This window comes from Clostridium sp. K04, assembly GCF_019734375.1.
In the GTDB taxonomy this organism is placed as follows: Bacteria; Bacillota; Clostridia; order Clostridiales; family Clostridiaceae; genus Clostridium; species Clostridium saudiense.
This window is the reverse complement of sequence record NZ_JAASHD010000051.1, coordinates 1-21,770: the sequence shown is the minus strand read 5'-3', so window position 1 is coordinate 21,770 and position 21,770 is coordinate 1. Positions and strand designations below refer to the sequence as shown.

Here is a 21,770-nt window from a genome sequence, read left to right as displayed (position 1 = left end):
ACCATAAATCCTAGGCTTATAGAGTCTGGGATTTATTTTTTTTTTGCAAAAGGGGCCTCGCACTAATTATTTAGTGCGACAGCCCCTTTAAATTTATCTTGAAGCTTTTCTATATCCAGCAGATATAGCTTCTTCTTCGCTATTAAAATTAACTAAGTAATCAGAATCAGCCATATTTTCATAATCCCTTTGACCAGGGCAATGATATATTTTTGATTTAGAATTTCCTCTTATTATTATTTCTTCGGTAGATGTAGTATTGTTAGAAGAAGTTGTGTTTGAAGAATTATTTGAAGTATTGTTTGAGTTACTTGAAGAACTAGTATTAGTTATTTCTTCGCCACTAAGAGCACTATCGCCAGTAGCGTAATCTATTGTAATACCAGGTTGTACATTATATACAAACACATTAAATTCAATACCTTCTCCATTATCTTCAACAGATTTTGCTTCCATTTGAACGCCAGTAGCAACAAGATTATTGCCTTCGAATACTGGAGTTACTCTGTATAAAACATGATTATTTGTTTCTTTAATATAGTCGGCAACCATGTTTTCGTATGGAAGCATTAAAGTAGCATTAAAGTATCTTGTTCCAGTAATTAAATTTCTGTCATTTGCATTTTCAGCAGTTAATTGATATCCAATTAAGTGAGATCTGTTATAAAGGTACTTTCCTTCAACAATATCATATTTTACAGAGTGCCATCCGCTTGGTTTAACAGAACTAATAGATTCTCTTTTTTCTGTTGGCATTATATCAGTTCCTATATTTGAATATGCAACTCCACATCTACCTAAATCATCTAAAGGAGCATATTCTTCAAATGAGGTAGTCGTTAAATCTGATTCAGAAAAATTAGGTATATTATTATTTAAAATAATATAATCGTCACCAGAATATGCTGGAATATTATCAATAGTGATATTACTACTATCAGCAGTTGTATTTTGGGTAGATGAATTTGTATCATTAGAATTTTCGATTACTTGTCCATTATTGTCTGTAGAAAGATCAATAGTTATAGAACAACTAATAAGTCCACTTAAGCACAGTAAGACTCCTAGCATCATAATTAATGAGTTTTTAAATTTAAGTAATTTTTTCATTAGTGTATTCTCCTATAAATTTTTTTTGTTATTTTTTCATGGGATGATCCTTCAAATTCAGATTCATTCATTAACTCCCATGAGTTATTATTTAAATCAATATCAAAATGCAAGTCAGCAGGATAAATTCGGTTCCAGTTATAGATAACTATAGTATTAATTTTATCAATATACTTATATAATGATTTATCTTCAACTAAACAGAAGTCATTTTCATTGCATTCATTTAAAAAGTCTTCATAAACTTTAATATTTCCATCATCTATATCTTTATATAGTTTGTAAGAATAGTTATTCATGTAAAGAATTTTGGATTTAACTAATTCTTTTATATCAGATCTAAGAAGTTTATCTTGGCTTTGTCTTCTTTTATTGAACATCATTCCATTTTTATCATCTAAACAAACAATTATATTCATAGTTTCCTCCTTATATTATTTCTTGTAATATTATATCAAAAATTTAGTAGTATAGTTATAAAATATATGATATATCAAAAGGAACATTTTGGAGTGAGTTATAAAAATAAAATTTAATTGAAGGAGAGTTACATAAGTAATATCATAAAATTAAATTAGCATAATAAAGTTTAGTGGTGCAAATTAAGGAGGAAAATTTATGAATAAAGTATGTGTGCTTGGAAGTATTAATATGGATTTAGTAGTAAAAGTTAATGAGATACCAAGGATTGGAGAAACAATCCTATCAAAATCATTTGAAAAGATTGCAGGTGGAAAAGGAGCTAATCAAGCTATTGCAGCTAGGAGATGTGGAGCAGAAGTTTCTATGATAGCCAAAATAGGAAAAGATGAAAATGGTAAGATTCTTAAGAGTAAGTTAGAAGAGGATAAGATTAGTACAGAATGTGTTTTTGAAGATGAAAAGGAAGCAACAGGAATGGCTTTTATTATGGTTAATGAAAGTGGAAATAATTCAATAGTAGTTGTATCAGGATCAAATATGGCAATTAATGAAGAAGAAATAGATACTTCTATACAAAAGATTAAAGAGGCTGATATAGTTATAGCTCAATTTGAAACAGCTGAAGAAATGACATTAAAAGTATTTAAAAAAGCTAAAGAGTTAGGAAAAGTAACGATATTGAATCCAGCTCCAGCAAAGAAAATAAATGATGAGCTTTTAAAAGTTACAGATATTATAGTGCCAAATGAAACTGAAGCAGAAGTTCTCACTGGTGTTACTGTTAATAATTTAGATGAAGCTAATGAAGCAGGAAAGGTATTTTTAGAAAAAGGAGTAAAGTTTGTAGTAATTACTTTAGGTTCTAAAGGGGCAGCTGTGATAGGAAAAGATTTTTGTGAGATAGTGCCAGCATATAAGGTGAATGCTATAGATACAACCGCAGCAGGGGATAGTTTTATTGGGGGAGTAAGTTCAAAATTAGATTTTAAAAATATTAATAAAGAAAATTTAATAGATGCAGTGAGTTTTGGAAATAAGGTATCATCTATAGCAGTTCAAAGAAAAGGTGCTCAGCCTTCAATTCCTTATTTAAAAGAAGTAAAAGAAGTTTATGGAGATTATTAATTAGTTAAGGGAAAGTTAAAAAGAAGAAAATTAAGATCAAAAATATGAGTAGCGGCGAAACTATAAGTATTGAGTATTCGTTAATATAAGTTATATAAAAGGGGAATAATGGTAGAGAAATATTGTTTTAAAATAAGAAAATGTATCTGCATATAGAATAAGAAGAGTGAAACAATATAAAGGAGGTGATTTTATGAAATCAATATGGGAAGAGAACTGCAAATTTGATAAAAGAGAAGATTTAAAAGGCAATATAAAAACTGATATATTAGTTATTGGAGCTGGAATAGCAGGAATATTAACAGGTTATTTATTAAAGCAAAGTGGTAAAGAAGTAGTATTAATAGATAAGTCTGAAACTGCAAGTGGAAATACAAAATGTACTACAGCAAAGATAACATCACAACATGATTTGATTTATGATAAGTTGATAAAAGAATTTGGAGAAGAAAAAGCTAAGCAGTATGCAAGAGCTAATGAATTAGCTATAAAGAAGTATAAAGAAATTATAGATGAAAGAAAAATAAAATGTGATTTTGAAGAAGTTGATGCATATATTTATTCCTTAAATGAAATCGATAAAATAAAAGAAGAAGTAGAAGCAGCTAAAAAATTAGGAATAGATGCAGAATTCGTAGAAAAAATTAATCTTCCATTAGAAGTTAAAGGGGCTATTAAGTTTAATAACCAAGCACAATTTAATCCATTAAAATTTTTAAAAGATATTTCAAAAGATTTAGTTATATATGAAAATACTAGAGCTATAAAAATAGATGAAAACTTAGTGCATACTGATAAAGGAGATATAGAAGCAAATCATATAGTGGTAGCTACTCATTATCCAATAATGAATGCTCCAGGATATTATTTTATGAAGATGCATCAAGAAAGATCTTACGTTATAGCTTTAGAAAATGCAGATAGTATTGATGGAATGTATATAGATTATGAAAAACAAGGATATTCATTTAGAAATTATAAAGGGTTACTACTATTAGGTGGAATAAGTCAAAGAACTGGTGAAAATGAAAATGGAGGATGTTATGATGCATTAAGAAAATTTGCAAAAGAAATATATCCAAATTCAAATGAAAAGTATCACTGGTCAGCACAAGATTGTATTACAATTGATGGTATACCATATATAGGAAGATACTCTGATAGTACACCTAATATATACGTAGCTACTGGATTTAATAAATGGGGAATGACAAGTGCTATGGTATCAGCCATGATAATTTCAGATTTTATATTAGGAAATGAAAATGATTTTTCAGAAATATTTTCACCAAAAAGGTTTGATTTATCATTATCCATTAATAATATTGCTAATGACATGGTTGAAACAGCTAAGAATTTTATAGCACAAAAAATATATATTCCAAGTAGTGAAATAGAGCATATTAAGAATGGGCATGCTGGAATTGTTGAGTATAATGGTGAAAAGGTTGGAGTATATAAAAATAAAGATGGAAAAGAATTTATTGTATCAACAAAATGTGCACATCTAGGATGTCAACTTCATTGGAATGCAGATGAATTAACATGGGATTGTCCTTGCCATGGTTCAAGATTTGATTATAAAGGAAAGTTAATAGAGGGACCTGCAAATAAAGATATTGTAGAGGATTAAGAATAAAGGTAGCTATATAGAAAATATTAAAGATAAAAAAATATAATCTCCAATTATGTAAAAAAATAAAATGCATATACTAACTATATTGCAGTAATAAAACAAAGGAAGGAGATTATATATGAAAAACAAATTATCTAAACAGGCCTATGGTGGGGTACATGGAAGAGACTATGTTCCATATATAAGAGATAAATCAAAAAGTGGAACTAATATTGCTGTAATAATAATTGGAATAATATTAGCAACTATATTTGCAGCATCTACTGCATATTCAGGAATGAAATCAGGGCTAACAGTAGCTGCAGGGATTCCAGGGGCAATAATTGGTTCAATGTTTATTGGAGTATTTGCTAAGGATAAAGGAATACTTGGAAAGAATATAACACAAGGTATGTCAAGTGGCGGTGAATCAATAGCAAGTGGAATGATTTATGTATTACCTGCAATTATTTTAATAGGAAGTAATGTAACTTTTTTAGAGGGAATAAGTGTAGGGATAGGTGGTGCCTTATTTGGGATAGGAGCATTATCATTAGTATATAATTATTTGATAGTTGAAGAACATGGAAAGCTTATGTATCCAGAATCAATGGCTATATCTGAAACATTAGTAGCATCAGAAGGTGGCGGAGATGCTATTAAGTTTATGGGAATCGGATTTGGAATTAGCGGTATCATAAATGTTTTAACAGGATCATTTTTGAATTTAATTAATAACACTATTACTTATGTAGGAAGTAAATTTTATAAATGGAAGTTTTCTATAGAAGTAAATCCACTTTTACTTGGAATAGGGTTTATAGTTGGATTAGAAGTATCATTAACTATGTTTGCAGGATCATTATTATCTAATTTTGGTATTGCACCTTTAATAGGTTATTTTACTGATATGGCAGAAATGAATGCTAAAACATGGAATGATACTACAGTACTTATCAATCAAATGGATGTGAATGCTATAACAGGAAGCTATGTTAAATATATAGGAGCAGGAATGATGCTTTGTGGAGGTATAATAGGTGCTTTAAAACTTATACCCACAATAGTTGTATCTATAAAAGAAACATTAAAGGCTAGATCAAGTAATGAAGGTAGTGGAGAAAAGAGCTCTGGGGAAATGATAATACTTTTAGTTGGTATTGTAATTGCATTTGTAGCAGGATTTTTTATTTCTAATAGTATTTTAATGGCCGTAGTTGCAGCTATTGTTTCATTAATATTATCTTTATTATTTGTAATAGTTGCAGGACGTTTAACAGGAACAATAGGTACATCAAATCTTCCTGTATCAGGAATGACAATAGCTTCATTAGTAATATTAACATTAGTATTTGTTATAATGGGCTGGACAGGGCAAGCTGATAATAAATCATTATTACTATTTGCGGCATTTATGGTTGTTGCGATATCAGTAGCAGGTGGTTATAGTCAATCTCAAAAAGTTACATATGTAATTGGCGGAAGTAAAAAGGAAATGCAAAATTGCTTTGCAATAGCTAGCATAATTGGAGTTATTATTACTACAGGAACAATAATGTTATTATCTAGTCAATTAGCTGTCACAGGTGCAGATGCACCATTTGCATTACCACAAGCAAATTTAATGGCTACATTAACTTCAGGAATAATGTTAGGAAATTTACCTTGGCCTATGATTATAGTTGGAGTCGTTATGGCATTAGTTTTATTTTTATTAGATTTGCCAATAATGACTATAGCAATAGGTTTTTATTTACCAATATCAACAACAACAATAATATTAGTTGGAGCATTAATACGCGTATTTGTTGAAAAAATGAGCAAAAGTGATGAGGAAAAAGAGGTTAAAGTTTCAAATGGAATAAGTTTATCTTCAGGACTTGTTGCTGGTGGTTCTATTATTGGATTAGTAGGAATTATATTACAAGTAACAGGAGTTATAAAACCTAGAACACCGGCAGGATTTGTAGCTAGTAATATGATGGGAATAATATTATTAATTATTCTAGTTATAGCTACTACAATTCCAATTATGATGTCAAAGGTGAAGAAAAATGAAGGATAATGAAGATGTTTTAAATTTAAAATTTAGAATTTGTGATAATGTAGAATATAAAATTGATGATAATGGAAGAGTTACAATTTTTGAAAAACAAGACCATAGAATTCAAAGTTTTTTTAGAAAGTTAAAGTTCAGGATTCCTTTATATAAAGAAATAGAGTTTGATGAAATTAGCAGTGCAGTATTTCTTGATATTGATGGAAATAAAACTGTGAAACAAATAGGTGAAGATTTAGTAAAAAGATTTGGTGATAAAGTAGAACCACTATATGAAAGATTACTTATTTTTATCAATCATATTTATATAAATTGTAAATATATTGAAAAATAAGATGCTACCCTGTATAGGAAGAATATTAAGATGGTAAGCTATTTAAAAGCTTGCCATTTTTTAGTGGGAATATGTAAAAAATATTCAATTTATGGTAAAAACTATTGACTTAGAGTAAGCTACAAGTTGTATACTTAAAGGTAAGAAAAATACTATAGGGGTATGTGAGATGTTAAATACAAATGTAGATTTATTAAAAGGGAAAATTCTTAAATCATTAATAATTTTTGCAATACCATTATTCATTTCAAATTTATTTCAACAATTATATAATACTGTAGATATAATGATTGTAGGAAATTTTTTAGGAGATACATCATTAGCTGCAATAGGGGCAAGCTCTGCAGTATATGAATTATTAATTGGTTTTGCATTAGGTATAGGTAATGGACTAAGTATGGTAGCAGCAAGAAGTTATGGAGCAAATGACACTAAACTACTAAGAAAATCAGTGGCAGGATCAATTGTTATAGGATTTTTTATCACTGTAATAATTATGGTTATTTCTCAATTATTTTTAATGCCATTATTAAGATTACTAAATACACCATCAAACATAATAGAGGAATCATATTCTTATATTTCAACAATTACATTATTTGTAGGAGTTATGTTTGCATATAACTTATGTGCAGGTTTATTAAGAGCTATAGGAAATAGCTTTATGCCATTAGTATTTCTTGTAATATCATCTTTATTAAACATAGGATTGGATATATTATTTATTACACAATTTAATATGGGAATTAAAGGAGCAGCAGTTGCAACAATTATATCTCAAGGTATTTCTGTTGTATTATGTATTTCATATATATATTCAAAAAGTAAAATCCTTATTCCAAAGAAGAAACATTTTGCTGTTGGAAAGGAGCTATATAGAGAACTGTTAGGACAAGGCCTTTCTATGGGATTTATGATGGCAATTGTATCTACAGGAACTGTTATTTTACAAAGTGCTATAAATGGACTTGGGTATTTAACTATTGCTGGACATACTGCTGCCAGAAAGCTTAATAGCTTTTGCATTATGCCAATAGTAGCGGTAGCGCATTCAGTTTCTACATTTGTTTCTCAAAATAAAGGTGCGGATCAAGGGGATAGAATTAGAAAGTCAGTATATTATTCTAATTTAATAGCTATTGCATGGGGAGTTATAATAACAGGAGTTTTATTTTTTGCAGCGCCTATGTTAGTTAAATTATTATCTGGTTCTAGTGAGAATATAGTTATAAGTAATGGTGCAAGGTATTTAAGAATAAATGCACCTTTTTATGGAGTATTAGGAATATTATTTAATTTGAGATATTCATTACAAGGATTAGGTAAGAAAGTTGTTCCATTAGTATCTAGTATTATTGAATTCTTTGGAAAGATTATATTTGTTATATTAGTTATTCCAAGTATGGGATACTTAGGGGTTATACTTTGTGAGCCAATTATTTGGTGTTTTATGACTGCACAACTTATATATGCGTTTTATAGAAATCCTTATATTAAGAAATTTAAAGTAAATAAAGAAATTAATATTGCATAAGAGGTATTTGGTATTAGTGAAATGTTTAAAGGAGTATTTTTTGATACTCCTTTTAATTTGACATTAGTAATATTACATATTATTAAGATAAATAAATATCTAGGTAGAAGAAAATAATTACTTTATTCTATTAACAGCCTTTATAAGTTGTTCAAGCTTTTCAGTAGAAGTGATTCTTTCATTACATTCTAAACTATTTAAACATACATAAAAACCTAGGGATTTATAGTCATCTTGGCTTTGGGGTTTACAAATTGGAGAAACAAATGCAACTTCACTTTCAGAGCCTATATGGTTACAAAGAGTGCAGATATTAGTACTATTTCTTTTTGAAGAAGTAAGCCTACAAGCCATTCCTAATAGTTTACCATCCATATTATAAGTTATAAGAAGTTTTCTAGTCGATTCATCAATCCAACCTAAATATACTAGTTTTGAGTCTTGTATACTTAAATCAGGAAGTTTAAGCTTCTTTTCCTTTTTAAATACTTTATTAATTTCAGAACCTGTAATAGTAGGCATTCCATATACATATTGATTTAAATCCTTTAAGTAAGTAGATATATCCAAAGGATCAGTTACTTTACTTATATTAAGGATTTCTTTTTGTTCTTCTGATAAATTACTAAAAAATGATAAAATTTTATCTTGAGTACAAATTTTAGTAGTTTCAACGATATTAGGATCAATACAGTTTCTAAAAGCATTATTTAAATCAAATAAGCAGTTTTTTATATAATTATATTCTTGTTTTTTTATAAAAGTATCCATAAAAATACACCTCATTTTTAGAAAATCAAATTTATACTATGTAGTATTGACTATAATTTTATTATTAACTAACAAATAAAAAGATGATTATTTGTACATATTAATGAAGGTAAAATAATCATCTTAATTTCAATTACTAAAACATTCATTGAAATATAACAATGAAAGAATAGCATACTTTAAAACAAGTATTCAATCTAATAAATGCTTCTGTATTAATTATGAGCATAATTGTTTTTGTTTATTTATAATTCTTCTAATACTTTTTTCTGACAAAAAATATTCTTTAGTTAACTCATCTATGGTATTGCCTTTAAGGTATTTTCTATATATTTCCTTATTTCTTATCTCAAGACTATCTTTTATACCACTTTTTTCTCCCCAGGATTTATGATTTTCGCACTTTCTTGGGATATAAATATATTCTCCATCTATATACTCTTGGATAATCTCAAGAATTTCTACAGGTAACACATCTGTTGCTTTAATATATTTCATTTCCTTACTCCTTAATTTTAAATAATTAAAATATAAAGCAAAGAATACTAAAGGCTATGTGTTACAGAACCTAAAATAATGTCTCAGCTATTTTAATAACTGCTTAGGCTCCAAACAAAGCATAGCTGACCTTTGTGTAGTCTTTGCAAGGAGCAAGCAGGTTTAAAAATGAATGTATCATAATATACTTTCATTAAAAACACCTCCTATAATATTTAAATTATATCATATTCATATTCATAAATTAAAATATTTTAAATAAAAAATTTTATAATTAGAAATTTAATATTTTTGGATTCAAGTAAAGAAGTATATGAATAGTATAAAAAGAGAGTATTATATAAAATTTTTAAAGGGGGTAATATATGATAAATATAATGATTATTTGTGGGTTGGTATTACTAATAAGTATAACTTCCACCAAAATATTATATAAGTTCGGGGTACCGATTCTTTTAATATTTATAATGTTAGGAATGCTATTTGGATCAGATGGAATTGTAGGAATATATTTTAATGATTATCAATTAACTAATAAAATAGCTACTGTAGCGTTGATATTCATTATGTTTTTTGGAGGATTTGGAACTAATTGGAGTATGGCTAAACCTGTTGCAATACCATCAATTCTTTTATCAACATTAGGAGTTGTTTTTACAGCTGGATTAACAGGAGTGTTTTGCTTTTTAGTATTTAAAACAACATTATTAGAGGGGTTACTTATAGGTTCAATAGTTGGATCGACGGATGCAGCATCAGTATTTGCTATTTTAAGATCTCAAAGATTAAATCTTAAGGGATCAATTGCATCCATGTTGGAGTTAGAAAGTGGTAGCAATGATCCTTGTGCATATATGCTTACAACAATTGTATTAGGAATAATGTCTAATAGTAATAATGGAAATATATTTATTATGGTATTAAGTCAAATTTTACTTGGCGGGATGGTAGCGGTGGTTTTAGCTAAATTATCTATTTATTTATTGAGACATTTTAAGTTTGAAATAGAAGGATTTTATCCTATTTTTATGACTGCCATAGCAGTACTAGCTTATTCATTAAGTGAATATTTAGGCGGAAATGGATATTTATGTGTTTATATTACTGGAATAATCATAGGAAATGCTAAGATACCACATAAAAAAAGTATATTTCAGTTTTTGGATGGAATCTCATGGCTTATGCAAATTATGTTATTCTTCTTGTTGGGATTATTAGCATTCCCATCTAAGATACCATTAGTAATTGGAAAAGGAATATTAATATCAATATTCATGATTTTAGTGGCAAGACCAGTAGCTATATTTAGTATATTATATTGGTTTAAGGTACCAATAAAACAACAGATATTTATAGCATGGGTAGGGATAAGAGGCGCAGCATCCATAGTTTTTGCAATATTTGCTGAGACATATGGAGTTTCAATGAATAATGATATTTTTCATATAATATTTTTTATAGCGTTATTTTCTGTAGTTGTTCAAGGAACAATTACTCCTAAATTGGCTAAAAAACTAGATTTAATAGATAATGAAGAGTCTGTATTTAAGACTTTTAATGATTACAAAGAAGATAAAAGTACAAGCCTTGTAGAATTTACAATCGATGAGCATAATATTATTGCAAATAAAACTATAATGGATGCTAATATACCTGAAGATATTCTTGTAGTAATGATAAAAAGGAATGGGGATGTATTTGTACCAAATGGATCTACAGAAGTTCTACCAGGAGATATATTAGTTTTATCGGGAAATAAACTTAAACATTTTAATGAATATCATGAAGATAAGAGCACAACACTAACCGAATTTTCAGTTGAGGAGAATAGTAGTTTAATAAATAAATCTATAAAAGATGCAAATATTCCTGACGATGTTTTAATAGTAATGATAAAAAGAAAAGGAGAGGTATTAGTTCCTAATGGAAATACGATAATTCTACCAGAGGATATATTAGTTGTAACATCAAATAATATGAGTGAAGTAGAAGAGTTATTAAGTGTATAAGTTATAAAAAAATTCACCGTAATATTTTTTATTTATGGTGAATTTTTATATTAATTAACAATTAAGCTTGATATAAAGAAGTATATTAGTATAAAAATTTAGCTTTTTATTTATTATGTATTTATGTAAGATATATAAGTAAATTATTACAAGAGGAGGAGCATAATATCAATATGGAATTAATTATGTTAGGAACAGGTTCAGCAATGGTAACAAAATGTTACAATACTTGTTTTGCTTTAAGAAGAGAGGAAGAATATTTTCTAGTAGATGCAGGTGGGGGAAATGGTATATTATCACAGTTAGAAAAGGCAGAAATTGATTATAAAAATATTAAAGGAATGTTTATTACTCATGGACATACAGATCATATAATTGGAGCAATATGGATAATAAGAAAATATGCTGCATTAATGAATGAAGGAAAATATAAAGGAGAATTTAATATTTTTGGACATAGTGAAGTTGTTAATATTTTAAATACCCTAAGTAATATGATGTTAACTAAAAAATTATTAAAATATATTGGTAATGGAATAAACATTCATGAGGTATGTCATGGAGATAGAATAGATGTAATAGGAATGAATATAGAATTTTTTGATATTGAGTCTACTAAGGATAAACAATTTGGATTTAAAGCAATTCTTCCAAATCAAAAGAAACTAGTTTGTCTTGGTGATGAACCTTATAAGGAGATTTCAAAGGAGTATGTTAAAAATTGTGATTGGCTACTTTCAGAAGCTTTTTGCTTATATGAAGATAGAGAAATATTTAAGCCTTATGAAAAAAATCATAGTACTCCTATTGAAGCTGGAAAACTTGCAAAAGAACTTAATGTAAAAAATTTAGTTTTATATCATACAGAAGATAAGAGGCTTCCAGAGCGTAAAAAACTTTATAGTAAAGAAGCAAAAACAGTTTATGATGGACAAGTATTTGTTCCAGATGATTTGGAAAGAATAGAACTTAAATAATAAATAAAAAATGATGCTCAAAATATTGAACATCATTTTTTATATTTTAAATCATAATAACTATAAGTTATAAAGAAGTTATTTTAATTTAGCATCTAATTCATTTGAAATTGCAAGATTATAAATATATGCATTGTTTACTTCATTTATAAAGTCTACTTTCATTTCATCAGATAAATTAATATCAGCTAACATATTATGATACTTCATAACATATCCTCTTAAATCATTAATTTCAGGGAATTGATAGTAGTTTAGTCCTTCATTAGATATTTTATAGCTTGTACTTAATAATGAAAGGAATGTTCTTCCTCCAAATAAATCAGCTAAGAATCTAGTGTAAGCATATGCAACGACTAGCTCTGGTTTAGTCTCAGATAATTCTTCAATTTTTGCAACACAAGCTTCAGTAGAAGCTAATAATTTCATAGAATTTAATTTATCTCCTAATAAGAAGTTTAAATCCTTTCTCATAAGTTCAGAACGGTATAATTCTTTTGTTACAAAAGGTTTTACAACATCATTATTTTCATTTTTATCTAATGCATTTTCAATAGCTTTATACATTTTTTCTAAGTTGTAAATATACTCAGCATACCCATCTACTGATGCAGTTCCATCTACTAGTTTTTTGATATAGCCTGTATTTTCAGCAGCGCTATGTAATAAAGATGTCTTTTCTCTTATATCCATCATAAATTTCATTTTTATCACCTCATGTTTATATAAATCAATTAATGATAATATATATCAATAGATAATAATTATCAAATAGTGTAATGAGAGGTGAAAGTTTAATTCTTAGTAAAATGGTATGAATTACTTTAATTTTCTCCAAATTTCATAATATTTCATTATGAATATAATCAATGAAAGTAAAAAAAGCCAGAAAGGTATCTGGCTTTTAATATGTTTTTTTGTTAGTTTAAAAATTATAAATTATATAATTTCTTTTATAAATTTGATTTAATAGTAATAACTTTTAATTAAATAGTTGTAACTTCTTTTATAAATTTCTTGTTAATTTGTATACTGCATCAGCAGATTTTGCAACAGCAGGAGAGTGAGTTACTAATATTATGCACTTTCCTTCTTTAGATAACATATGGAATATATCCATAATTTCATCTTGTGTTTTTCCATCAAGATTTCCTGTTGGTTCATCAGCTAAAATTATTTGAGGATCATAAGATAATGCACGAGCAATAGCTACACGTTGCTGTTGACCACCAGATAATTTTAATACTCTACGATTAGCTTCTTCTTCATTTAATCCAACCTTTTTTAACATTTCTATGGCAGTTTCCTTTTTATTATCAAATTTCTTTCCAGAAATGTTCATAGATAAAACTACATTTTCAAGAGCAGTTAAATGAGTAAGTAAATTAAAGCTTTGGAATACTACACCAACATGATTGCTACGAAATTTATATTTATCAATTTTATTAATATCTTCACCATTTAGATATATCTTGCCACTAGTTGGTTTAGCAAGGCTAGAAAGAATTGATAAAAGAGTAGTTTTACCAGCACCAGATTGACCTACAATTGCATATATTTTTCCTTTTTCAAATTCAAAGTTTATATCTTTTAAAACCTGTTTTTTATTACCATCATATTGATAGCATATATTTTCTAATTTTAAAATACTCATTGTATTATCCTCCTAAGATCTGCTTGATAAAATTTTCAATGGTTCATATCTCATAATTGAAATTAATGCAGCCAAACCAGAGATAATAGTAAGCAAAATACCAACAGCTATTAATTGAAGAACAACTGTTAAGTTTGTTGCGCTAGATATAGAGTCAATATAAGATATTGATGTAGTACCTGGCCTAGATCCTGGCATTTTATTTGATCCTACATTAACATTAGTGTCTTTTGAGAATCCAAAGTTTTCATTTATAGCATTAAAAGAAGCTTCAGCACTTTCAATTTGATTTGCAAGTAATGAATTTGTAACTGGAACAGATATGGCACTACCTATAGATGTACCAATTACTATAGCAATTAAAGTTACTGCAAATAATTCAGTAATAAATTGTGTAGCAACTTTATGTTTTTTCATTCCTATTGCAGTAAGAACTCCAATCTCATATTTTCTTTCGCGTAGGTTAAAAATGTTAAATACAACAAGGATAATTCCACCAATAGCAAGTACTATTAAAAAGAACCAACCAGCCATAGTACTTAATGTATTTAGAGGTGTTAAACTGTTTTCGTAAGCTGAAAGATCAGTAGATGAAACAATATAATCAGTACTTAGTCCATAATCATAAATTTTTTCAGCAAAGTTGTAATAATTATCAGAGTTTGCAAAAGTATAAGTAAAGTTTAATTGACTAGTTAATGCCGTAGATGTTTCATTAACACTGTCGTTAGTTTCAGCATTTTCAATAGCTTTAGATGAAGTAATTATAGAATTTAATGCATTGTAACTCATATAAATATTATTTGCTGGATCTGACATAGCAAAAGTTTGGTTACCTTCTGAAGATGCACTATTTGTATATATACCTGAAATAGTTAAACTATAAGTTTCATCTTCGTTATTTGGATTTACTAGTGTAATTGTATCTCCTACAAGCAATTCATTATACATAGCTAATTCGTCACTGATAACACAAACTAAATCACTAGATTCTTCATCAAACATTTGACCATCTGAAATAGAGTAAGTTCCATCCTCTCCAAATAAAGAAATCATAGCATCATATGAAGAGCATCCAGTAATAGAGAAATCACCTTGAACCACAAATGGGAATTTATTTCCAGATCCCCTCATGGTACTAGTTCCTTGATCTAAACCAGTATAAGGTTGAGTTGTTGTAGATTCATCTTCATCTTCAGATGTGGTCGAACCATAGGGTAATAAATCATCATTTGCATTTAATGATGCAGTGATAGTGTAATAATAAGAATCACCTTCATTTTCAGCTTCAGCATAGTTTAAATAATCCTCAAGAGATAATGTTGTACCAGCTAAACTTGAAATATCAAAGTTACCCTTACCACCTTGTCCTGAAGCTTGCATATTAGACATAGCTTTAGAACGATCATAAGATATTTGTGCTGTAATTGTTAAAGAATCTAATGTATCTTCTTTAGCTGTTTCAGCAGCCTGTCTAATAGATAATGCGACACAAGAAGCAGTTGCAATGACAAGAACTATAACACCAATTAAAATGTTACGGGCTTTGTTTCTAGCAATACTTTTAAAAGCATTTTTTATTATATACATTTAATTTCCTCCTATAGATGTTTTTTTACTTCACATAAAGTATATAAATTCAAACTAAATTGAAACTAAATGTATAAGTGAATAATATGTGAAGTTTACTTTAAGGTTAGATTAAGTTAGAAATGGTATATTTAAATTAATAAGGAGATATTAAAGAGTTATATAAAAGAGTTATATAAAAGAGTTATATAAAAAGTAAAATATATTTAAATAAAAAAAGGAGATAAATATGAGACTTTTAATTGCAGAAGATGATAGGGATATATCAAAAGCTTTAGTTATGATATTAGAAAAAAATAATTATAGTGTAGATTCAGTTTTTAATGGGAAAGAAGCATATGAATATGCTGTTTCAGATAACTATGATGGTATAATTTTAGACATTATGATGCCAGAGTTAGATGGAATAGAAGTATTAACTAAGTTAAGAAGTGAAAGAATATCAACACCTATATTGTTATTAACAGCAAAAGCTGAAGTAGATGACAGAGTAGCTGGATTAGATGCAGGAGCAGATGATTATTTAGCAAAGCCTTTTGCTATATCAGAGCTTCTGGCTAGATTAAGGGCAATGCTTAGAAGAAAGGGGGAGTTTCAACCCGATATATTAGAGTTTAAATCTGTAACATTAAATAAAGCAACTTATGAACTAGGATATAACGATAAATATGTGAGATTAGCTAGTAGAGAGTTTCAAATGCTTGAAATGCTTATGAAGATGCCAGGCCAAGTAATACCTACAGATCAATTTATGGATAAGATTTGGGGCTGGGATTCTGAGGTGGAAGTAAGTATAGTATGGGTATATATATCTAATTTACGTAAAAAATTTGCGACAATACAAGCGCCTATTGAAATACATACAATACGTGGAGTTGGATATTGTATGGGGGCTAAAGATGATTAAAAAGCTTAGAAAAAAGTTTATAATGGTCACTGCAATGGCCTTATTGGGTGTAATTGCAATTTTAATGACTTCAATTAATGTGATATATATTTTTAAAAGTGAAAAGAATTTAAATCATATATTAAATATAATAATCGAAAATGGCGGTAGATTATCAATTACTGATAAAGGATTTATTCCTAAAAAAGAATTAAGTGATACCATGACAAACCATAATTTTTGGGGAGGAAAGTATAGTGGAAATAGAGAGATTGCTTTTACAACAAGGTTTTGTGTTATAGACCTAGATGTTAATAAGCAAATAATTAATATTTATTCAGATAAAATTTCGGCTATTTCAGATGATGAAATTAAAGAGTATACGGAAAAAATATTAAAAAAGAATAAGTTAAGTGGGTGGATTAATGAATATAAGTATAAATTAAGTGAAAGTAATGATGGTTATATGTTAGTAATATTAGATGGATCAATGGCAAAACAATCAAATTGGTCTATATTTACTACATCTATATTAGTATCAACTATTAGCTATTTAATAGTTTTATTTATAATAGCATTGTTTTCTAAAAGAGCGATTAAGCCAATTGCAGAAAGTTATGAAAAGCAAAAGCAATTTATTACTGATGCAAGTCATGAGTTAAAAACACCACTTACTATTATTTCAGCAAATTCAGAAATTTTAGAAATCACATATGGAAATGATGAGTGGATTGAAGGAATAGAAAAGCAAGCAGAAAGAATGCGTGATTTAGTAAATAATTTAGTTGTGTTAACAAAGATGGATGAAGAGAAGCAAACTATTATTTACAAGGAATTTAATTTTAGTGATGCAGTTTATGACACTACTATGGCTTTTGAAGGCTTATGTAAGAAGAATAAAAAGAAATTACATATAGATATTGATTCAGATATAAGTATGAAGGGAGATGAATCTGAATTTCGTAAGTTGATATCAATATTATTAGACAATGCAGTTAAGTATTGTGATGAAAATGGTAATATTTATGTTAGATTGAAAAAAGAAAAACATATTGTTATGAGCGTAAGAAATTCTTATAAAGATGTAAGTAACATTGAATTAAATAGGTTATTCGATCGTTTTTATAGAGTTGATAAAGCTAGAACTAGAAATGGTAGTTATGGTTTAGGTCTTGCAATTGCTCAAGCGATTATTGATAGGCATAAAGGAAAGATTAAGGTTATGAATATTGATGATAAAATGATAGAGTTTGAAGTTAAATTATAATATTAAGATTACTGAAATTATAATAAGTCCAGTAATTTTCCAGTAAAATATAGACAAACTTTCTATAGTTAGATATACTGAGTAAGTTGTTAAATATAATGATAATAAGTAATATTGGTTAAAAATAGTTTTCTTAATAATCTATTTTTATTAAAAAGGAAGTTAGGTGAAAATCCTACACAGTGCCGCTACTGTAATTAGGGAGTAGTAATTCAATATGCCATTGAACATAAATTATGTTTGAGAAGGTGAATTAGTATGATGATCTTTAAGTCAGGAGACTTGCCAGTATTATAATATCGATACTCTTCGGTAAAAGAGTGATATTAATAAGATTAAATATCAAATCGTAAGATTTTAAGTTTCATCTATAGGGGAAATATGTAATTTAATTAATCGAACTTAACTGAAACTCCAAAAGTGAATTGTTAAATATGTAATTTAGTTTTTACAGTATAAATTCAGATTTGGAAAGTTGAGGTTATACACCGTAGGCTTATTCTATATATGAGAATGAGATTAAAGAGTATCCTTATATCTTTATATTAAAATAGCAAAATATAAATAGATAAAGGGAGAAAAAAATGAAAAAATTAAAAAAACTAACAACACTTCTATTAAGCGTAATGCTTATCGTAGGACTTGTTTCTTGTGGGACAAGTAAGCAATTATCATCCAATGAAAATTCTAATGTACAATCTCAAGAAAATAATGACTCACATTATCCAGTAACAATAACAACTTATAATTATTTAAAAGAGCCTGTTGAGATAACTTTTGATAAGGCACCGGAAAGAGTAGTAGCTATTTATCAAAATTCTATAGAAACTTTGTTAGCTTTAGGATTAGAAGATAAAATAGTTGCAGCAGCAGGTTTAGATCATGACGTTAAAGATGAGTATAAAGATGCTTTTAGTAAAGTAAATTATTTAGAGGATTTTACTCCATCAAAAGAAACAATAATAATGGAAAAACCAGATTTTATATTAAGTTGGTATTCTATATTTGATGATAAAAGATTAGGGGATATTTACTATTGGAATGAAAATGGTGTAAATACGTATATGTCATTAAATAGTGGTGTAGTATCAGAAAGAACTATAGAAAATGAAATAAATGATATATTAAATTTAGGAAAGATTTTTAATGTAGAAGAAAAAGCTCAAGCTTTAGTAGATGAGATTACATCAACTGTAAGTGAGGTTTCTTCAAAAGTAAGTAATGAAGAAAAGCAAAGTGCTATGGTAATAGAGTTTTATGATGATGAAATATACACATATGGTTCTAAAACTTTAGCTGGAGATATGGTAACAAAATTAGGAGCAGAACTTTTAAATCCAGAGGGTGGAAATATAGGGGCAGAAGATTTAATTAAATTAAATCCAGATTGTATTTTTGTTTCTTACATGGATAGAGGAAATGAAAATGTTCCAGTTGAAGAAATAAACAAGATATTAGAAAATCCAGCATTTGCAAGCCTTTCAGCAGTTAAAAACAAAAGAGTTTATTCTATACCATTAGGTGATATGTATTCTAGTGGAATAAGAACTATAGATGGTATAAATACTTTTGCAAATGGATTATATGAAAATGAGAAATAAGTTTTTTAAAGAAGTTCCTATATATATAGGGGCTTCTGTCATACTATTAGTTATACTTTTTTTATCAATAGGCTTTGCTGTTACAATTGGATCTGTTGATATTAGTATAAAAGAGGTTTATCAAGTTATACTATATAAATTATTGAATATTGGAGATTCATCTATTGGGACAGGTGCTGTGGCAGATGTAGTATGGCTTATAAGAATGCCAAGAATAGTGTTAGCTATAGCCGTTGGAGTAGGATTATCAGTAGTTGGTATTGTAATGCAAGCAATAGTTAAAAATCCATTAGCAGATCCATATATATTAGGAGTTTCTTCTGGGGCTTCTTTAGGAGCAACACTTGCAGTAGTATTAGGTATAGGAAGTTCATTTGGAAGCAACTCACTTGGAATTATGGGGTTCATAGGAGCCTTTGGAGTTTCTATATTAGTTTTGATTATATCTAATATAGGGGGAAGAAGTAACTCTATAAAACTGCTTTTAGCAGGAATGGCATTAAGTTCTGTTTGTAGTTCTTTTTCAAGTTTTTTGGTTTATATATCAGATGATTCACAAAAATTAAAGACTATAACATTTTGGTTAATGGGAAGTTTGGCTGGAGCAAAGTGGAATGAAATAGTGATTATAATGCCTATTATAATTTTAGGAGTAATATTTTTTATGACTCAATATAGGACTTTAAACTTAATGTTATTAGGAGATGAAGTATCAATTACACTAGGTACTGATTTGCATAAATTTAGGATTATATATTTAGTAATCACTTCTTTGATGATTGGACTATTAGTTTATGTATCTGGAATGATTGGATTTGTAGGTCTTATAATTCCGCATATAGTAAGAATGATTTTTGGAACTGATCATAAGAAGATAATACCAATATCAGCTTTATTAGGAGCTATAATTTTAATATGGGCAGATGTACTTTCTAGAGCATTAATAAAAGGTACTGAAATACCAATAGGAATAGTTATATCGATAATAGGTTCACCTTTATTTGTATGGCTTATGATTAAAAAGAATTATGGGTTTGGTGGTAGTAAGTAAATGAATATAAAAACTGAAAATATAAATGTTACTTTAGAGAAAAATAGTATATTAAAAGGCATTAATATAGAGGTAGATAATAAGGAAGTCGTGGGAATAATTGGACCTAATGGAAGTGGAAAATCTACTCTTTTAAAGTGTATATATAGAATATTAAAACCAAGTGAAGGTGTAATAAAGTTAGATGGTATTGATATGAAAAATATATCTATAAAAGAAAGCTCTAAAAAACTATCTGTATTATCTCAACATAATAATTATAATTTTGATTTTACTGTTAAAGAAATTGTTTTAATGGGAAGAGCACCTTATAAGAAGTTTATGGAGCGAGATAATAAAGAAGATTATGACATAGTAAATGATGCTTTAGAAAAGGTTGATATGCTAGAGTTTAAAGATAGAAGCTTTCAAAGTTTATCAGGTGGGGAACAACAAAGAGTAATACTTGCAAGAGCATTAGCACAAAAGCCTAAGTGTTTGATATTAGATGAACCAACAAATCATTTAGATATAAAATATCAATTGCAGCTTATGAGAATAGTTAAAAGCCTAAATATAGAAGTTATTGCAGCTATTCATGATTTAAATATTGCAGCAATGTATTGTGATAAAATATATGTTTTGAAGGACGGTAAAATTGTTAAATTTGGTAAGACAAATGAAGTGCTTACAAAGAAGCTTATAAAGGATGTTTATGAAGTAGATGCAGATGTTATTGTAAATCAAGGCATGGTTCATATTTCTTATATCAGTTAGATGAATAATATCTTTTTGATAAAATTTATATAATCTATGATAAATGGAGGTAACGATGGGAATAGCAATTATGTCTTGTAGAAAGTTAATTAATAAATGTACTGGAACAGGATGTTTTAGAGCATATTATGAAAATATTGATTCCTTCTCTATATATAAAGAAAAAAATGATATACTAATGAGTTTTTTTAATTGTATAGGGTGTAAAGAAACAATATATGAAGATGAGAACTGGAAACATAAGATTAAACAGTTAAAGAATTCAGGAGTTGATACTATACATATAGCACGATGTATAGAAGTAGAATGTGATGATTATAGTAAGCATGAAAAAGTATTGATAAAGGAAGGGTTTAATGTAGTTAAAGAAACTCATAAATAAATTAAATATTGATAAAGTAATATGAGGAATAAGCTTTAGAATAAATAATATAAATGGGGCTGTCGCACTAAATAATTAGTGCGAGGCCCCTTTTGCAAAAAAAAAAATAAATCCCAGACTCTATAAGC

Annotated in this window: 20 protein-coding genes and 1 riboswitch; of the genes, 13 read left to right on the top strand and 7 right to left on the bottom strand. The window is 27.9% G+C overall.

From position 1 onward, the window contains the following. Nucleotides 1-93: 93 nt before the first annotated feature. Entirely contained in the window at nucleotides 94-1,110 is a 1,017-nt protein-coding gene (locus HCG70_RS15700; RefSeq protein ID WP_042402093.1) for a DNA/RNA non-specific endonuclease, read from the bottom strand. Next, on the bottom strand, nucleotides 1,110-1,529 hold the full coding sequence (locus tag HCG70_RS15695) for a hypothetical protein (RefSeq protein ID WP_055277366.1): 420 nt from the start codon (nucleotides 1,527-1,529) through the stop codon (nucleotides 1,110-1,112). Before HCG70_RS15695 ends, HCG70_RS15700 begins: the two co-directional genes overlap by 1 nt. A gap of 199 nt (nucleotides 1,530-1,728) precedes the next feature. Between HCG70_RS15695 and rbsK the strand changes: the two genes are divergently transcribed. The 5 genes from rbsK (at nucleotide 1,729) to HCG70_RS15670 (ending at nucleotide 8,200) form a co-directional block, all read left to right on the top strand. Further along, entirely contained in the window at nucleotides 1,729-2,658 is a 930-nt protein-coding gene (gene rbsK / locus HCG70_RS15690) for a ribokinase (RefSeq protein ID WP_042402085.1), read from the top strand. A gap of 193 nt (nucleotides 2,659-2,851) precedes the next feature. Next, nucleotides 2,852-4,291 (top strand): FAD-dependent oxidoreductase, encoded by a 1,440-nt coding sequence (locus HCG70_RS15685; protein ID WP_042402082.1) that lies wholly within the window; start codon nucleotides 2,852-2,854, stop codon nucleotides 4,289-4,291. 121 nt (nucleotides 4,292-4,412) lie between these two features. After that, entirely contained in the window at nucleotides 4,413-6,338 is a 1,926-nt protein-coding gene (locus HCG70_RS15680; protein ID WP_195951736.1) for an OPT family oligopeptide transporter, read from the top strand. After that, complete coding sequence (locus tag HCG70_RS15675; protein ID WP_195949549.1) at nucleotides 6,328-6,666, top strand: PqqD family peptide modification chaperone; 339 nt, start codon at nucleotides 6,328-6,330, stop codon at nucleotides 6,664-6,666. Before HCG70_RS15680 ends, HCG70_RS15675 begins: the two co-directional genes overlap by 11 nt. 169 nt (nucleotides 6,667-6,835) lie before the next feature. Then, nucleotides 6,836-8,200, top strand: coding sequence for an MATE family efflux transporter (locus HCG70_RS15670; protein WP_055277362.1), 1,365 nt, complete (start codon nucleotides 6,836-6,838; stop codon nucleotides 8,198-8,200). Between the two features lie 117 nt (nucleotides 8,201-8,317). On the opposite strand, the gene HCG70_RS15665 is transcribed toward HCG70_RS15670, so the two are convergent. Both HCG70_RS15665 and HCG70_RS15660 read right to left on the bottom strand, forming a co-directional pair. Further along, on the bottom strand, nucleotides 8,318-8,971 hold the full coding sequence (locus HCG70_RS15665; protein WP_042402070.1) for a FusB/FusC family EF-G-binding protein: 654 nt from the start codon (nucleotides 8,969-8,971) through the stop codon (nucleotides 8,318-8,320). Between the two features lie 219 nt (nucleotides 8,972-9,190). Continuing rightward, entirely contained in the window at nucleotides 9,191-9,469 is a 279-nt protein-coding gene (locus HCG70_RS15660; RefSeq protein WP_055277360.1) for a CD3324 family protein, read from the bottom strand. Between the two features lie 365 nt (nucleotides 9,470-9,834). On the opposite strand from HCG70_RS15660, the gene HCG70_RS15655 reads away from it, so the two are divergent. Further along, nucleotides 9,835-11,478, top strand: coding sequence for a potassium/proton antiporter (locus HCG70_RS15655; protein ID WP_042402066.1), 1,644 nt, complete (start codon nucleotides 9,835-9,837; stop codon nucleotides 11,476-11,478). Between the two features lie 173 nt (nucleotides 11,479-11,651). Then, entirely contained in the window at nucleotides 11,652-12,455 is an 804-nt protein-coding gene (locus HCG70_RS15650) for an MBL fold metallo-hydrolase (protein ID WP_221697994.1), read from the top strand. A gap of 78 nt (nucleotides 12,456-12,533) precedes the next feature. Here the strand turns inward: HCG70_RS15650 and HCG70_RS15645 are convergent, their stop codons facing one another. The 3 genes from HCG70_RS15645 to HCG70_RS15635 all read right to left on the bottom strand — a co-directional run bounded on the left by HCG70_RS15645 (nucleotide 12,534) and on the right by HCG70_RS15635 (nucleotide 15,699). Continuing rightward, nucleotides 12,534-13,160 carry a heme oxygenase (biliverdin-producing) gene (locus tag HCG70_RS15645; RefSeq protein ID WP_042402061.1) on the bottom strand — a complete coding sequence of 209 codons (627 nt, stop codon included), beginning with the start codon at nucleotides 13,158-13,160 and terminating at the stop codon, nucleotides 12,534-12,536. A 301-nt stretch (nucleotides 13,161-13,461) separates the two neighbouring features. Then, nucleotides 13,462-14,109, bottom strand: coding sequence for an ABC transporter ATP-binding protein (locus HCG70_RS15640; RefSeq protein WP_055292275.1), 648 nt, complete (start codon nucleotides 14,107-14,109; stop codon nucleotides 13,462-13,464). Nucleotides 14,110-14,121: 12 nt separating this feature from the next. Continuing rightward, the gene (locus HCG70_RS15635) at nucleotides 14,122-15,699 is read right to left on the bottom strand and encodes an ABC transporter permease (protein ID WP_221697993.1); all 1,578 of its coding nucleotides are present in this window, start codon (nucleotides 15,697-15,699) and stop codon (nucleotides 14,122-14,124) included. A gap of 229 nt (nucleotides 15,700-15,928) precedes the next feature. On the opposite strand from HCG70_RS15635, the gene HCG70_RS15630 reads away from it, so the two are divergent. The 6 genes from HCG70_RS15630 to HCG70_RS15605 all read left to right on the top strand — a co-directional run bounded on the left by HCG70_RS15630 (nucleotide 15,929) and on the right by HCG70_RS15605 (nucleotide 21,642). Beyond that, complete coding sequence (locus HCG70_RS15630) at nucleotides 15,929-16,606, top strand: response regulator transcription factor (protein WP_221697992.1); 678 nt, start codon at nucleotides 15,929-15,931, stop codon at nucleotides 16,604-16,606. Then, complete coding sequence (locus tag HCG70_RS15625; RefSeq protein WP_042402047.1) at nucleotides 16,599-17,852, top strand: cell wall metabolism sensor histidine kinase WalK; 1,254 nt, start codon at nucleotides 16,599-16,601, stop codon at nucleotides 17,850-17,852. The genes HCG70_RS15630 and HCG70_RS15625 overlap by 8 nt, the downstream gene beginning before the upstream one ends. A 98-nt stretch (nucleotides 17,853-17,950) precedes the next feature. Continuing rightward, nucleotides 17,951-18,157, top strand: a riboswitch (cobalamin riboswitch). A 279-nt stretch (nucleotides 18,158-18,436) separates the two neighbouring features. After that, nucleotides 18,437-19,453 carry an ABC transporter substrate-binding protein gene (locus HCG70_RS15620; protein ID WP_195951742.1) on the top strand — a complete coding sequence of 339 codons (1,017 nt, stop codon included), beginning with the start codon at nucleotides 18,437-18,439 and terminating at the stop codon, nucleotides 19,451-19,453. Beyond that, the gene (locus tag HCG70_RS15615) at nucleotides 19,437-20,504 is read left to right on the top strand and encodes an iron ABC transporter permease (protein WP_243276097.1); all 1,068 of its coding nucleotides are present in this window, start codon (nucleotides 19,437-19,439) and stop codon (nucleotides 20,502-20,504) included. The genes HCG70_RS15620 and HCG70_RS15615 overlap by 17 nt, the downstream gene beginning before the upstream one ends. Continuing rightward, nucleotides 20,505-21,260, top strand: a complete 756-nt coding sequence (locus HCG70_RS15610; protein ID WP_221697991.1) for an ABC transporter ATP-binding protein — start codon at nucleotides 20,505-20,507, stop codon at nucleotides 21,258-21,260. Between the two features lie 55 nt (nucleotides 21,261-21,315). After that, nucleotides 21,316-21,642 carry a CGGC domain-containing protein gene (locus HCG70_RS15605; RefSeq protein ID WP_221697990.1) on the top strand — a complete coding sequence of 109 codons (327 nt, stop codon included), beginning with the start codon at nucleotides 21,316-21,318 and terminating at the stop codon, nucleotides 21,640-21,642. Nucleotides 21,643-21,770: the final 128 nt, after the last annotated feature.